The 12,842-nt window shown below is 42.7% G+C and carries 12 protein-coding genes; 1 reads left to right on the forward strand and 11 read right to left on the reverse strand.

The window, feature by feature from the left end:
- The 11 genes from VN447_RS07460 to VN447_RS07510 form a co-directional block, all read right to left on the reverse strand.
- On the reverse strand, nucleotides 1-407 hold a 407-nt coding region (locus VN447_RS07460; protein ID WP_325524361.1), incomplete at its 3' end, for a hypothetical protein.
- Nucleotides 408-972: 565 nt separating this feature from the next.
- Complete coding sequence (locus tag VN447_RS07465; RefSeq protein ID WP_325524362.1) at nucleotides 973-2,175, reverse strand: MFS transporter; 1,203 nt, start codon at nucleotides 2,173-2,175, stop codon at nucleotides 973-975.
- 569 nt (nucleotides 2,176-2,744) lie between these two features.
- Nucleotides 2,745-3,350 (reverse strand): DUF3786 domain-containing protein, encoded by a 606-nt coding sequence (locus tag VN447_RS07470; protein ID WP_422663594.1) that lies wholly within the window; start codon nucleotides 3,348-3,350, stop codon nucleotides 2,745-2,747.
- 6 nt (nucleotides 3,351-3,356) lie between these two features.
- Complete coding sequence (locus tag VN447_RS07475; RefSeq protein ID WP_325524365.1) at nucleotides 3,357-3,578, reverse strand: PaaI family thioesterase; 222 nt, start codon at nucleotides 3,576-3,578, stop codon at nucleotides 3,357-3,359.
- Between the two features lie 48 nt (nucleotides 3,579-3,626).
- Complete coding sequence (locus VN447_RS07480) at nucleotides 3,627-4,388, reverse strand: 4Fe-4S binding protein (protein WP_325524366.1); 762 nt, start codon at nucleotides 4,386-4,388, stop codon at nucleotides 3,627-3,629.
- A gap of 95 nt (nucleotides 4,389-4,483) precedes the next feature.
- Nucleotides 4,484-4,915, reverse strand: coding sequence for a PaaI family thioesterase (locus tag VN447_RS07485; protein ID WP_325524368.1), 432 nt, complete (start codon nucleotides 4,913-4,915; stop codon nucleotides 4,484-4,486).
- A gap of 486 nt (nucleotides 4,916-5,401) precedes the next feature.
- Nucleotides 5,402-5,590, reverse strand: a complete 189-nt coding sequence (locus VN447_RS07490) for a hypothetical protein (RefSeq protein WP_325524369.1) — start codon at nucleotides 5,588-5,590, stop codon at nucleotides 5,402-5,404.
- 31 nt (nucleotides 5,591-5,621) lie between these two features.
- Nucleotides 5,622-7,703, reverse strand: a complete 2,082-nt coding sequence (locus VN447_RS07495; protein ID WP_325524370.1) for an NAD(P)/FAD-dependent oxidoreductase — start codon at nucleotides 7,701-7,703, stop codon at nucleotides 5,622-5,624.
- Between the two features lie 530 nt (nucleotides 7,704-8,233).
- On the reverse strand, nucleotides 8,234-8,677 hold the full coding sequence (locus VN447_RS07500) for a MarR family winged helix-turn-helix transcriptional regulator (protein WP_325524372.1): 444 nt from the start codon (nucleotides 8,675-8,677) through the stop codon (nucleotides 8,234-8,236).
- 616 nt (nucleotides 8,678-9,293) lie between these two features.
- The gene (locus VN447_RS07505; RefSeq protein ID WP_325524373.1) at nucleotides 9,294-10,784 is read right to left on the reverse strand and encodes a cbb3-type cytochrome c oxidase subunit I; all 1,491 of its coding nucleotides are present in this window, start codon (nucleotides 10,782-10,784) and stop codon (nucleotides 9,294-9,296) included.
- Nucleotides 10,785-10,806: 22 nt separating this feature from the next.
- The gene (locus tag VN447_RS07510) at nucleotides 10,807-11,220 is read right to left on the reverse strand and encodes a c-type cytochrome (protein WP_325524374.1); all 414 of its coding nucleotides are present in this window, start codon (nucleotides 11,218-11,220) and stop codon (nucleotides 10,807-10,809) included.
- A 161-nt stretch (nucleotides 11,221-11,381) separates the two neighbouring features.
- Here VN447_RS07510 and VN447_RS07515 point away from each other — a divergent pair, with 161 nt between their 5' ends.
- Entirely contained in the window at nucleotides 11,382-12,800 is a 1,419-nt protein-coding gene (locus VN447_RS07515) for an FMN-binding glutamate synthase family protein (protein ID WP_325524375.1), read from the forward strand.
- Nucleotides 12,801-12,842: the final 42 nt, after the last annotated feature.

A 12,842-nucleotide genomic window follows, 5' to 3' on the forward strand; every position in this document is an offset into this window, starting at 1 on the left:
GCATTGAGTATCTGGTTATTATAAAAATCCTTCGGATTTTTACTGGTATTTTTTGCTCTTTCAATTAAATCCTCTAGCAATGTAAAGGCTAAAGGCGATACTAAGGCAACAGTATTCGACTTATCTCTATCCAATTGATACTTCCAATTAGTAAAGATTCCTTTGGCATTAGCAGTTCCATAATCCCAATATTCTTTACTTCCATTTCTCCCTTTACATTGCTGGCCTTCTCTGCTGCCATTTTTTTTGCCTATCCATATATCAACACCCTGTTCATCGTCACCAAGGGCTTCCAAAACAACATAATCTAATTTTTCATCCAAGACTTTCAGTATTTGGTATATTACCCATCTCAATTCAAACCTATTTCCACGTTTGTCCGCTCTACCCCCTAATTCATTGGGCATACCAAACACCTCCCTAATTTCATTACAGCTATTTTTAATACAAAAAACCTTACTCCTAAATGTTTATATCTATAATCCAGATGAATTTTTTGGCAAGTGCAATTATTTACCTTCCAGTTTCTTAATTGTATCCATATTGATTACCTGAATTGCTTCTAACTGACGAATGGCCAACTTATTCAAAAGCTGAAGTCGTTCTGATTGAGGTTTCCCTTGTTCAATTAAAATTGCGTTATAGCTTTCCATATTAGCTAAAACCAATTGTTTCCAAGACTATACAATAGTTCTAGCCAACTCCGACAAAACCCTTGTAGAAAACCACCATTCTGCTACTTTAAGTAAAAATCTCACTTGGTGGAGCCACCTGAAACCTTTCAAAAAATGTACAGCAAAAAACCCACGAAATTCGCGGGTTCTCAAGTTTTCAGGATTTGATTGGTGGAGGCGATCCGTAGCGGGGCAAATCCACCTTTTATGAAGCTGTGAAAAACGCCTATACTATATTACAGTTTAAACAGATGAATTTTATAATTCCATGATATACAGTCGTTATTATCTTATATACTCACATGCTTATTTTATCCTCTCGAATCGGAAGGTTAACCAGTGCCGCTAAAGATGCTAACATAATGTCCGCGTACCACATCCACATATAATTACCATCATGCGCCATAGAAAGGCCGCCTAGCCATGCACCTAAAAATCCTCCAATTTGATGGGTAAGCAACGTCAATCCAAAAAGTGTAGCTAAATATCTTGTTCCGAACAGTTTTCCTACAAGACCGGCTGTTGGAGGTACTGTCGCCAACCATGTAAAACCAAGCGATATAGCAAAAATATAAAATGTCAAGACCGTTTTGGGAGCCAAGAGATATAGTCCGATCATTACAGCGCGACTACCGTACATTACAGCAAGTATATACTTCATCCGATATCGAGAACCAAGTGAGCCAGCAAACAAACTGCCTGCTATATTAAATAAACCAATGATAGCCAATGAAGCCGCAGATACATCTGCTGAATGCCCACATAACGCAACTTCTCCAGGCAAATGTGTCACCAGAAATGCAATATGAAAGCCGCATGTAAAAAAACCGGCATGAAGACAAAGGTAGCTTCGATCCTGCATCGCGAGACGTATTTGCTGAAGCAATCCCATTGAATGTTGCTCTGTTGCAGCTACCATTTCAGGAGATCGTTTACCGCATAGCAGTGAAGCAAGGGGAATTGTGAGGAGAGTTGTTGCCGCCATAGTAAACATGGCGGCAACCCAACCAAATCCGCTAATGATAGCTTGTAATAACGGTGCAAAGATAAATTGTCCTAATGTACCTCCCGCATTTATAAAACCGCCAGCAAAAGATCGGTGTTCAGGAGGTAACTGCTGGGATGTGGCACCAATTAGTATGGAAAAACTCCCAGCACCTGCTCCTGCTGCGCTTAAAATGCCCATAGTTAACATCAGCGACCACTCTGAATTAACGAACGGAGTAAGAGCTAATCCTCCTGCAAGCATGAAAGTTCCACATACAAGCACTCCATAAGAACCTCTTTTGTCAGCAATCGCTCCAAAAATGGGCTGCGCAAAACCCCACATAAACTGCCCTACAGCGAAAGCAAAGCTGATTGAAACGATACCTAAGCCAGTTGTTGTATCGATTGGTGAAACAAAAAGCCCAACTGATTGTCTTGCACCCATAGTAATCGCCAAAATTGCGGCTGAACTTAGCATTATCAGCCATGCTGTCCTGTTTGAATTAACTTCCATATATGTCTCCTTTAGTAAATTAAATCAGCGAGTATTACACGAAATATTTCTAATGAACTAAGACGTTAATATTGGGAAGATGTTTGATTTCGGCTTCAGCATTCAGTGTTAATGCTTCATTTTATAAAAAGCCGCCCCCTTCGCGGGAAGGAGAAGCGGCGTGCCGAAAATCCCTACGTCCTCTATGCGCCGTCGAGAGCTACCACCAGTTTAGCTGTGGTCTGGATGGTACCTGCGCTTTGTCTTTGAGAGGTCGATAATCTTGTCGTTACTAAGTGCCCGATCATATTCTACCAAGGTTGTCTATCTGGCATCTAGTAGCCATAATCAAATGTTATCGCATACATCGACTGATACCTATATAGAGAGGCTCTCAACTCAAATATTTTTGTAAACGCCGGTAAGTGTTGTATTTGTTCTCTACTCAGTTTTCTGGCACATGCAAGCAAATCACCAAACGATTTACCAGGTAAGGACAATTCCTCATTAACCATTTGGGTATTAGAGCTTGTTAACTTTATTATTACTAGGTACCATGTCCACGCCAGAATTTGGTGCCGCTAATTTAATCAGTTTGTTGGCAAGATAGCTGCCGACGCCGATAACACTCTCAATGTGTAGGAAATGTTCGATAGACGGATCAAATAAAATAGTGGCGTTGGCCGGAACTCTTCGTCTCCCTCCCAGATAATCACACAAAGCGGAATCTTGGGGAATACCTGGAAGACAGCTGAGGCAGTGCCGAAACTGGCCGGCTGGCCGCCGATTTGTTTGGCGCATTCTAAGAGGAGTGCCGAATGGTGGCCAAACGCTTTAATGAGTCCACGGATGGAATCTTTATAGAAAGCGGGATAGAAAAGCATTCCGCCGCCAGGTATTTCCTTAAGGCTAACCCACTTGTGGACAGGTTCTTTCCTAGATTCAAAAAAGGTAAGGTAATGCAGTATGAGCATACGCGCACCGATGCCGGGAACCAAGCCATCTGCCGCATTATAGATGGTTCGCTTGCTGCAGTCGGTAATGAATTTTTCATTAAAAAACGGGACTATGAACTGCTGCCTGTTGCTAAGGTAAGTTACCTGCATGACATCGGCAATATTAGCGGGATCTTTGAGTTTAAGATCCTCCCACCCCTTATCAAGGGCGATACGGTAATTAGTCTTTTCCAGATAAATTCCTCCCTAATACTTAATTGAATTACGACCATGGTAGATGACGCTCGCCACGGCCCGCAGAATCCCTTCTTCTTCGATACTTTTAAATAAACTGATATTCATATCAGTTGTCGTCGTTAAACGTCCCTGGCTTGTGCAAGCAAGCTTCATGGCTGTTTCGGCAATGAACATCCGTACCCCGCCATGGACAACCCCCAGCAAATTTGCGTGCTCGGCCAAGATCCGCATGTATCATTTCATGCCAACAGAGCCGCCTCAATTTCTTTTTCACAGTGTTTAGCGCTGTCCTACCGGGCAAGATTTCATGCAATTAAAACAGTAGTATTGCATTCCTATCGAGTCGGCTTGTTGTATGCGCCAATACTTTTCATCGGTAAACATTTGTTTTTGGTCTTCCGGCGTACTGCCGGCAAACTTTTGCCAAAAACCGATGTTGGCTCCTAACCCGTATGGTTGTGAATTTTTAATGCATCTCGCGATATTAGTCTTACCGCCCTCATCAAGCGCGTTTCCTGGGCAATTCTTAACACACAAATCACAATGAATACAAAGATCTTGTTCTATTTTTTTGTCCGGCTCAATCTCTAGGTCGGTGATAAGAGCCGTCAATCCGATTCGGGTCCCGAAACGCGGGTGAATGACGAGGTTATGCCTGCCAAAGCTTCCCAGTCCGGCGGCCACCGCGGCGTGACGCTGGGAAAAATCCGCCATCGCCAACCTATCTTTATGCTGTTCCATGGGGGAAGAGTAAGGCATATCCACAACTTTCGCCTGAAACTCCCTTTTAAGGAAGCGATTGATTTGGTAACTGCAAGAACGCTGAAAGTAATTCATGTCCAGTCGATTGTTCATGGCGATGGTGACACTGGGACTGTCTACTCCCATGTCCTCGAAAACCAAGGAGATAATCGTTTTAGCTCCTGGTAGAAAGGTTTCGGTCGCATAAGATTTGGGGCTATGATAGTCCTCAACTTTTACAAACCCCACATCATCGACGCCTAAATCCAGAATGTACTTCCTGATCTTTTCCTTAATCATTGTTCTTCTCCCCCATCTTTAATATTCAATCTTAACTTTTAGAAAAAACTACTGTTCCACCGTGATCGACCGCATCATCAACATCCAGAACATGCTTAGTTTTTCGGCCATAGAATCATCTGGGTACACCGAAATATTGCAATTTTTTTCCCGGTTGCTTCGTCAGTCACTACGGCATCCCAAACATGAGTGCTTCTTCCCAGATGTTGCGCGGTTGCTATGCAAGCGATCCCACCCTCGTGGACGGTGCTGATATGATTACTTTTCAGTTCGATAGTCGTGAAGCCAGTTGCACCTTTTGGCAAATGTGCAATCGTAGCATTACCGCAAGTAGTGTCGGCCAACGCCACGATGCTTGCAGCATGCAGATATCCGTGGATCGCAAAATGGAAGGGTCTAAGCGACATCCGGCTGGTCAACGTGTTTTGTTTCAAATCAAGCATTTCTGCCCCCAAAAAACCAGGCAGACAATCCTTGCCTCCTTGGTTCAAAGACTCCGCTGTTACATCTTCACGCAATATACTCATCGTCTTTCCTCCTTCGTTGAAATGTTCGTCTTCAGCATTCAGTGTTAAACTCCATTTTAGCAAAGGCAGCCCCCTTTGAGTGAAGGAGAAGCGGCGTGCCGGACTCCCTACCTCCTCTATGCGCCGGTGAGAGCTCCCACCAGTCCGGCTGTGGTCTGGATGGTGTCTGCGCTTTATCTTTGAGAGGTCGATAATCTTGTCGTTACTAAGTGCCGGATCGGATTCTACCAAGGTTTGTCTATCTGGCATCTAGTAGCCATAATCAAATGTTATCGCATACATCGACTGATACCTATAAGAGAGGCTCTCAACTCAAATATTTTTGTAAACGCCGGTAAGTGTTGTATTTGTTCTCTACTCAGTTTTCTGGCACATGCAAGCAAATCACCAAACGATTTACCAGGTAAGGACAATTCCTCATTAACCATTTGGGTATGCTGCACTGTTCTATCTGTTTGTTGACCCATCCATATTTTTTCTAACTCTTCAATTAAGGCTATAGTAAGTATCAACATCGAAAATAACTTTAACCTCTAAATCCTGACATATTTCTTCAAGACACTTTTCTACAAAATTAATTTCACTCATTACTACATCACCAATCAACTCTTGAATTTCTCCAGGAATGTCCCCAATAGGAGTGCGAGAGGCTCCGACAACAACAACTTCATGCATTTCAATTCATCCCATCTCGCTATTTTCTTTCTCATATTTGTACTACTGCCTGTAATGCTCCAGACATTGCATCCATAATACTGCCCGGTTTATGGGCATCACCAATTATGGAATAGGGAATTTTTTCTTGATCTAAAAAATTCCGCAAGTTTGCATCGTAGGCCCTGGACCCAATTGCCAGAATAACGGTATCAGCGGGAATTTCTTCGATCATTCCATTTCGTTCAACAATAACTTTATCTGGTTCTATTGAAGTGATCCTAGTATTCTTGAATGTTTTGATGCCCAACTCAGCTAATTCTTTCATAAGAACCCAGCGTATGGATTTGCCCATATCCTTGCCCAAATTTTCTTGTATTTCCACAATGCCAATATGTTCAAATTCTCTAATTGCATCTTTGTTTTGGGGCAAATAATGTTTCAGAAATTCTGAGACTTCTTTGGGTAAAACAGGGCGATTACCCAAATAGACTGCGGTTTCCAGGCCAACCGCTCCGCCACCGGCAATTAAGATTTTACCGTTGCAGATTTCTCGCAATCTATCAGCCTGCGCAGCCAAGACCTCGACAGCAGTATGAACATGTTTTCCCTTTACCCCCGGGATATTAGGAACAATTGGACGACTTCCAGTTGCCAAGATTACATGACCAGGCCCAACAGCTTGAATGAAGTCGGCATCAACCTCCGTCTCATTTTCAACAATTACATTGAGACGTCTTAACTCACTGATGAGGTATCCACTTAAGCTAAGCAGTTCTTTTTTATTAGGTGGAACGCTTGCCAGGTGAATTTGCCCCCCCAGTTTGGCTTCTTTTGTACAAAGAATAACGTGATGATTCGCTAAAGCAGCAATTCTTGCCGCTTCCATCCCTGCCACGCCTCCTCCAACAACCAAAATCTTCTTGGGTTTTGAAGCAGGAATAATCTTAAGTTTCTCTCGCCCTACAGACCCATTTACCATGCAATAAACCGGCAATTCCTTAAATACATTATCGATGCAGCCTTGATTGCAGGCCTGACACTTTCTAATTGCCATGTTTTTCTTAATTTTATTGGGCAACTCTGGCTCAGCTACTAACCCCCTGCCGATTGCAACGAAATCCGACAACCCATTCGACAAGACTGTTCTGGCTACGATTCCATCATTTATCCGATTTGATGCGATTACAGGCACTTTAACTACTTTCCTTACCGCGCTAGCCAAGAAAGCATACGCTCCCGGGGGAACATGTGCGGATATTTGAGGAACGGGGGCCTCATGCCACCCACCAGTTACATGAATTGCGTCTAATTCCCCGTCATCAAAGGAACTGCAAAACTTCTTCATGTAGTCAATATCATAACTATCTTTGATCATGCTACTACCAGATATCCTCAAAATTATGGGAAAACCAGCTCCAACTACACCCCTGACCTCTTTTACGACTTCCCTGGGAAAACGCATCCTATTATCTTCTGACCCGCCATAAATATCTTTTCTATGGTTAGTTAAAGTAGATAAAAATTGTGCCAATAAATATCCTGCACTGCAACTAATCTCTACCCCGTCTACCCCAGCCTTTTTCGCTCGATCAGCAGCACTACCGAACGCTTTGATAATCCTCCGAATATCTTCTTCATTCATTTCTCTTGGATTCTCTTTTGTTATTGGGGAAGGAACAGCAGAAGGAGCTATCGGAAGCTGCCCAACTGTTGCACTCTTTACATTTCTGCCAGCATGGAACAGTTGCACAAAAATCTTACAATCGTGCTTATGAACAACATCCGTCAAAGTTTGGAAACCTTCAATGAAACTGTCAGTTTCTAATGAAAGCATACCGGCCAAGCTGCCGCCTTTTTCCACAGATACTCCGCCAATGATAATTGCAGCGATCCCGCCCCTTGCTCTCTGTTCATAAAAATCTAATATCTGCTGGTTTACCTTACCTTCTTCCGCGTAGCCCAAATGGATACTCGGCATTATCATTCTGTTTTTTAATGTCAGCCCACTTATTGAGCCTTTTGAATAGATAATGTCCTTCACAGTAGTTCCTCCAATTACAAAATCGATATTGCTTGCTCCCTCACCATATCGATTTTGATAATTTTCCCATTTGCTGTTTAACAGCTCCAAACTATCCTGGAATCTGGCAAGTAGAACCTTGCTAAGGATCGAGATAAATGTTCTTGCCGTTCACTTGTCTTTTGAGGAAATTCCTTACTAACCACGATAATCACTTTGTGTGGCAAATCTACTTATTATGCCACTTTCTCACATGTTAAAGTGGCAACAACAGTTGCTCTGCTATATTTAGTAAAACAAAATGTTAATATTGGAGAGATGTTTACAGTAATCCTCTGCTGCTTTTAGCATTGCAAAGTCGTAGGATACTAACCCAATTAAATTTGTACTCACCTTGCTTTTACAACCGGTACAGCCTAGGCCAAACTTACTTGTTTGCTCTTTGGAACTTCTCTCTATCACGTTCTCAGATCGGCCTCCATCCAATGCGTCGGAGTGTTTCTTTTGAATTATCATTGTAACATCCTTTCTTCTCGTGAATTTACTAGATCGCCAAAATTTGCATAGTTTTATGTGTATGTACACATAAAACTATGCACTACCGACCATCTATTTGCCGGTAATGGGGTATCATTTGTAACTCAAGGCACGAGCGCCTCTAACTTTGACAGCAGTTGTTTAAGCATAGCCAGCTCTTCTTTTCCAACGTATTCCTTCATAGTTCCTTGCGCCTCTTTCCATAGCGCCATCCCTGAAGCAACTACGTCTTTTCCCTCTTTCGTCAGCTTTATTTGCCGGGTACGCGAATCTTTGCCCGGGTTAATCTCTATAAATCCAGCATCAACCAGGGGCTTCATATTACGGTTCAGAGTTGTCCGGTCCACACGCAAGATCTTTGACAGCTCGTTTATGGTGGCCTGTTCCGCTACTTCGAGATTGCTTAGTAGTGCCAACTGAGCAACTGTAAGTCCACTAGGCTTCAATATCTCATCGTAAAGCTGAGTAACCGCTCGGGAAGCCCGCCGCAAATTCAAGCAATAACAAGGGCTAGGGGGTTTAGGATAAACTTCTTTAATATGTTTCATGATATCCTCCTTTCATTGCACTTGGTTATTATGTGTATATACACATTTATTGTTTTAAATATACTACTTTACCTCATACTGTGTCAAGTCTCTCGAAAAATATTACCTTTATGAACATGGGAACTAGGGCAGGTAATGGGATGGAATACTATTACCACCACATACCGTCCTAAAAGACCAGAACTTACCATGGAGATTTTCCTTTATGATCTATTTCCTCTCCCTTTGGAAGATTACGTTTAAGCCTCCTAATGGGTTTCTATTAGTGTCGTGAGGCAAAAAAGTGCCCGCCGACAACTCACGGCGAGCACTTTCTATATGATTTTCCGTAAAAAATCTGGGTTCAGTTGGTGGAGGCGAAGTTCATCGAACTCCTATCCATTATACTAACGAAACTTTAAACCCTAATTGACTTTAAGTATTACTTTGCCATGTTGATACAGTGTTTTTTGCCGGCAGTCCACAATACTTTTACTGATGCCGATAGTCCTACGCTGACGAAATGGGTTCTGGTGCTAATTTTTTTTAATAAAAGACTATCCTATAGTTCACCAGAATATCAGGCTGCGATACCCATAATCTTATTTATAACTGTAGCAAGACTCGAACCCGCACCTTATGGTTTTATTTTAAGATACTTATCCAATAACAATTTCGTTTTACTCAAAGCCTGTTCCAATTTACTCGCCGTCACCACTAATTGCTGAAATCCGTTATGAAGGTCTTTTAGCTCAATACATCGCTGTTGCTCCAACTCCTTTAACGAAGGAAAACAGAGCGAAAAATTGCTCCAAGCTTTTTTTATAATTACATAGGTAAGGAGAGAGCTGCCTGCAGTGTATGTCAGCCCGCCTGCCAACCGCAGCAGCATCCATGGAAGAATCCCTTGATTTGTTTCTCCAACGGTAAGCCCCAAAACATACCAGAAATGCGACTGAAGTCCACCTGCGACAAGCAGGGCGGTTGACATAGTCAACAAACCGCCGTTTAGAAGAAGGATTCCGATCCAGCTAAACCAATAGCTTTTTTTATCAAGTACGATTTCCGAGAAAAAAATATAATAGCTCAAAGCCAGCACCAGAAAGCCAAATACACCAAAGACCGCAAGATGGGAATGGGCGGAGGTTATGTACGTTCCGTGAATATACTTATTGACAGCCGGAATGGCCATAAGAAAACCAAGCAAGCCCGCCCCAAAGATATGATAAAACATACTGCTCGCAATCATAGCCATAACAATTTTTTCACGTTGTCCAAGTTGGGAAAAGTACTGGAGTTTCACGGTCTTCATAATAGAATAAAGCAGTAAAAAAATCGGGACAATCTGTATTGTGCTAAAGGCACCTCCTACCCAGATCCAGTAGGACGGTCCTCCGGCCCAATAATAATGATGGCCGGTAGCGAGAACCCCTGTTACAACCATAACTATAATATCCAAATAAAGCACATTTTCGATGGTGCTACGCTGCATTCCCGGCAGTGTCACCAAAACCGCCGCAAGCACTCCTGTTCCGATAAGTTCTAAGCTCATCTCCTCCCAAAGATGAACCACCCAGAACTTCAAGAATTCTTCAGCAACCGGATGTGAATAACGTAGTATGTTAGGAATAAAGAAAACAATCAGGGTACAACTCCCCGCTAAAATACTAACCAGAGTTGCCCGGCTTTTTGGCACCTTTGATACAATATATGTTCTTATAAGATTATAAAACAGGATGCTGATGGAAACAGCAATCCCGACCTTGAGAGGACGCAACGCTTCAAGATACTCAATTCCTTCATTGAATCCTAATACAAGAGATCCGAGTATTGTTATTATAGTTACTAAAAATAACCAGAAGTTTGCCTCAATTAGTTTTAAACTATAGATTTCTCTACCAGCTTCGCGACCGAAAAAAAAGTAGATTATTCCTGTTATTCCAAATAAAGGCCACATAATACTTATATTTAGGTGAAAGGACCGTCCAGCAGTAAATGGAATCGGAATAGGAATATCAGGAAACGCAGTTTCGAGCGCACCACCAGTTGATACGATTCCCTGAAGGCCAAAAAATAAAAAAGTTATCAAGGCATACTTATAACACAGTTTTTGGGAGAGTAACATCATTAGCTCCTTTACCGTATATAACTCAGTTTTGCACCGATTCGTTACGTTTATTGGGATTTAGAGGCCAGTCAAGCGTATCAATCGTATTAAGAAATCTAAGATAAGCTACAATCGCTTCGGCTTCTTGTTCATTAACCTGAACATGGCGCTTTTGTTTTGCTCCGGTCAGTATCGGCGGGTGTACTAGATACTCCTTAAGTGCTGCTTCCCCACTTTTTTCATAAACCTTCGTAAGGTCGCCCCCTACATATCCGCCGTTACCAAAAACAGTATGACATTCGATACAGGCTTGCTTCTGAAAGGCAATTTTCCCTGGTATCGCGTCAGGCGGGATAGGCTGCGATGAAGAAACATTGAGAATGGTATTGTAAACAAGTAGGGAAAAGAGGCTTATTGTAAGTAATAAAAGACTAACAAAGGCATAAAATTTGGCCACAGCAACCCCTCCTCTTACCTATTATTTCCGCATTTAGATAAATTAGAAGTTCCTGCACCTACTTATTATAAAGCCGGTCATGTAGCCCTATAACCAACCTGGTTTAATCCCACGATAAATGTTGAATACTACTAGCAAAAAGACCTTTTGGGGAAAACAATATGCCAATTATTATAAGTAATTCTCAATTATTGATGCTGCTTCTTCTTTTACTGGCTTTTGTATCGTTAGCATCAATATTGTTGGCTAAACCGGTTTTGCGTTATATCATGAATCGAGTCAGTGACGATGCCTTATCAAAACTGCTTTCTGATGATTATGAGCGAAACCTGGCTGAGCTATATCCATCACTGAAACGTTTTTCAGTTCTAAATTTAATTGAGATGAGCTTACGGGCCGAAACTGGCAAAGTCGTAGGAAGACCACTAGGCTCACCCAAGCATTTTCTTGGCTATGATAACCTGATGTTTACCCCCCGGCAAATGACTACCTTCGCCCTGCCCGAAAGTGCTCAAATAGATATGAGCGTAACAATCGGCCCCAAGGCGGAAAAACCGCTGACTATAAAAATCCCACTTATGATCGGGGGTATGGCCTACGGTTTGGCACTTAGTGAGGAAGCTAAACTGGCTTTGGCAAGAGCGTCAAAGCTATTACAAACAGCTACAAATTCCGGCGAAGGCCCTTTTTTGCCCGAAGAACCAATAGTGGCCGGCAAATTCATTTTACAAATTTGCCGTTGGTCGTGGGGCGGCAGAACTGACCAGGAAATCGCTGCAGCTGATATGTTAGAAGTTCAAATGGGCCAAGGGGCTGATCTTGGAACCTCTCGCATTGAGGCTGTAGATATTGAGGGCAGAGCACGCATACTCGGAGGCTTGGCTTCCGGTGAACCGGCTATTGCCCTGCCTGCACCACCCGGAATTCAGACCCCTGAAGATTGGCCTGCTTTTATGAACAAATTGCGCAAAAGGGCTAATGGTATTCCCATAGCCCTCAAAATTATGGCGACTGACCGCATTGAAGAAGAATTAGCTGTTGCTGTTAGCTTAGGTTTTGATGCTGTCATGATTGATGGCTCCGGCGGCGGATCACACGCGACAGCTCCTATTAAGCAGGATGATTTTGGCGTGCCTAATATCTATGCCTTGGTGCGTGCGAAACGTTATTTGGAAAACACTCAGATTAGTTTAGTGGTAGCAGGTGGTTTTTTTACGCCAGGCCAATGTCTTAAAGCTTTCGCCCTAGGGGCAGATGCCATCTACTTGGGTACCATTCCCCTATTATCTCTCGCACATAACCAGACCATCAAAGTATCCCCCTGGGAACCTCCCACCACACTGGTGTATTATAATTCGCCAACTAAAACACAGCTTAATATCGGTCAGGCCGCTACCAGCGTAGCCAACGCATTGAACTCGATGGTTGCGGAGATGGAGGAGACGATGCAGGCATTAGGAAAGTCTTCTTTAAAAGAACTTAGTTCGGATGACCTCGTTGCTTTGGATTCCTTAACCGCAAAGCTTACAGGAGTGAAACTGCAGTTGAGTTCATCCAGAACCAATGGCACACTGGTTTAACCCGTGTGAAATGTTGAATAATAGTAGCAAAAAAGTCTTTAA

The sequence above is a fragment of the Sporomusa sp. genome, assembly GCF_035561155.1.
Lineage (GTDB): Bacteria > Bacillota > Negativicutes > Sporomusales > Sporomusaceae > Sporomusa.

What these genes read in the sequence shown, in the direction of transcription:
- VN447_RS07465 (WP_325524362.1), bottom strand. Translation starts at nt 2,175, where the DNA reads ATGGAAGTTAATTCAAACAGGACAGCATGGCTGATAATGCTAAGTTCA.
- VN447_RS07475 (WP_325524365.1), bottom strand. Translation starts at nt 3,578, where the DNA reads ATGCGGATCTTGGCCGAGCACGCAAATTTGCTGGGGGTTGTCCATGGC.
- VN447_RS07480 (WP_325524366.1), bottom strand. Translation starts at nt 4,388, where the DNA reads ATGATTAAGGAAAAGATCAGGAAGTACATTCTGGATTTAGGCGTCGAT.
- VN447_RS07485 (WP_325524368.1), bottom strand. Translation starts at nt 4,915, where the DNA reads ATGAGTATATTGCGTGAAGATGTAACAGCGGAGTCTTTGAACCAAGGA.
- VN447_RS07490 (WP_325524369.1), bottom strand. Translation starts at nt 5,590, where the DNA reads ATGCATGAAGTTGTTGTTGTCGGAGCCTCTCGCACTCCTATTGGGGAC.
- VN447_RS07500 (WP_325524372.1), bottom strand. Translation starts at nt 8,677, where the DNA reads ATGAAACATATTAAAGAAGTTTATCCTAAACCCCCTAGCCCTTGTTAT.
- VN447_RS07505 (WP_325524373.1), bottom strand. Translation starts at nt 10,784, where the DNA reads ATGATGTTACTCTCCCAAAAACTGTGTTATAAGTATGCCTTGATAACT.
- VN447_RS07515 (WP_325524375.1), top strand. Translation starts at nt 11,382, where the DNA reads ATGCCAATTATTATAAGTAATTCTCAATTATTGATGCTGCTTCTTCTT.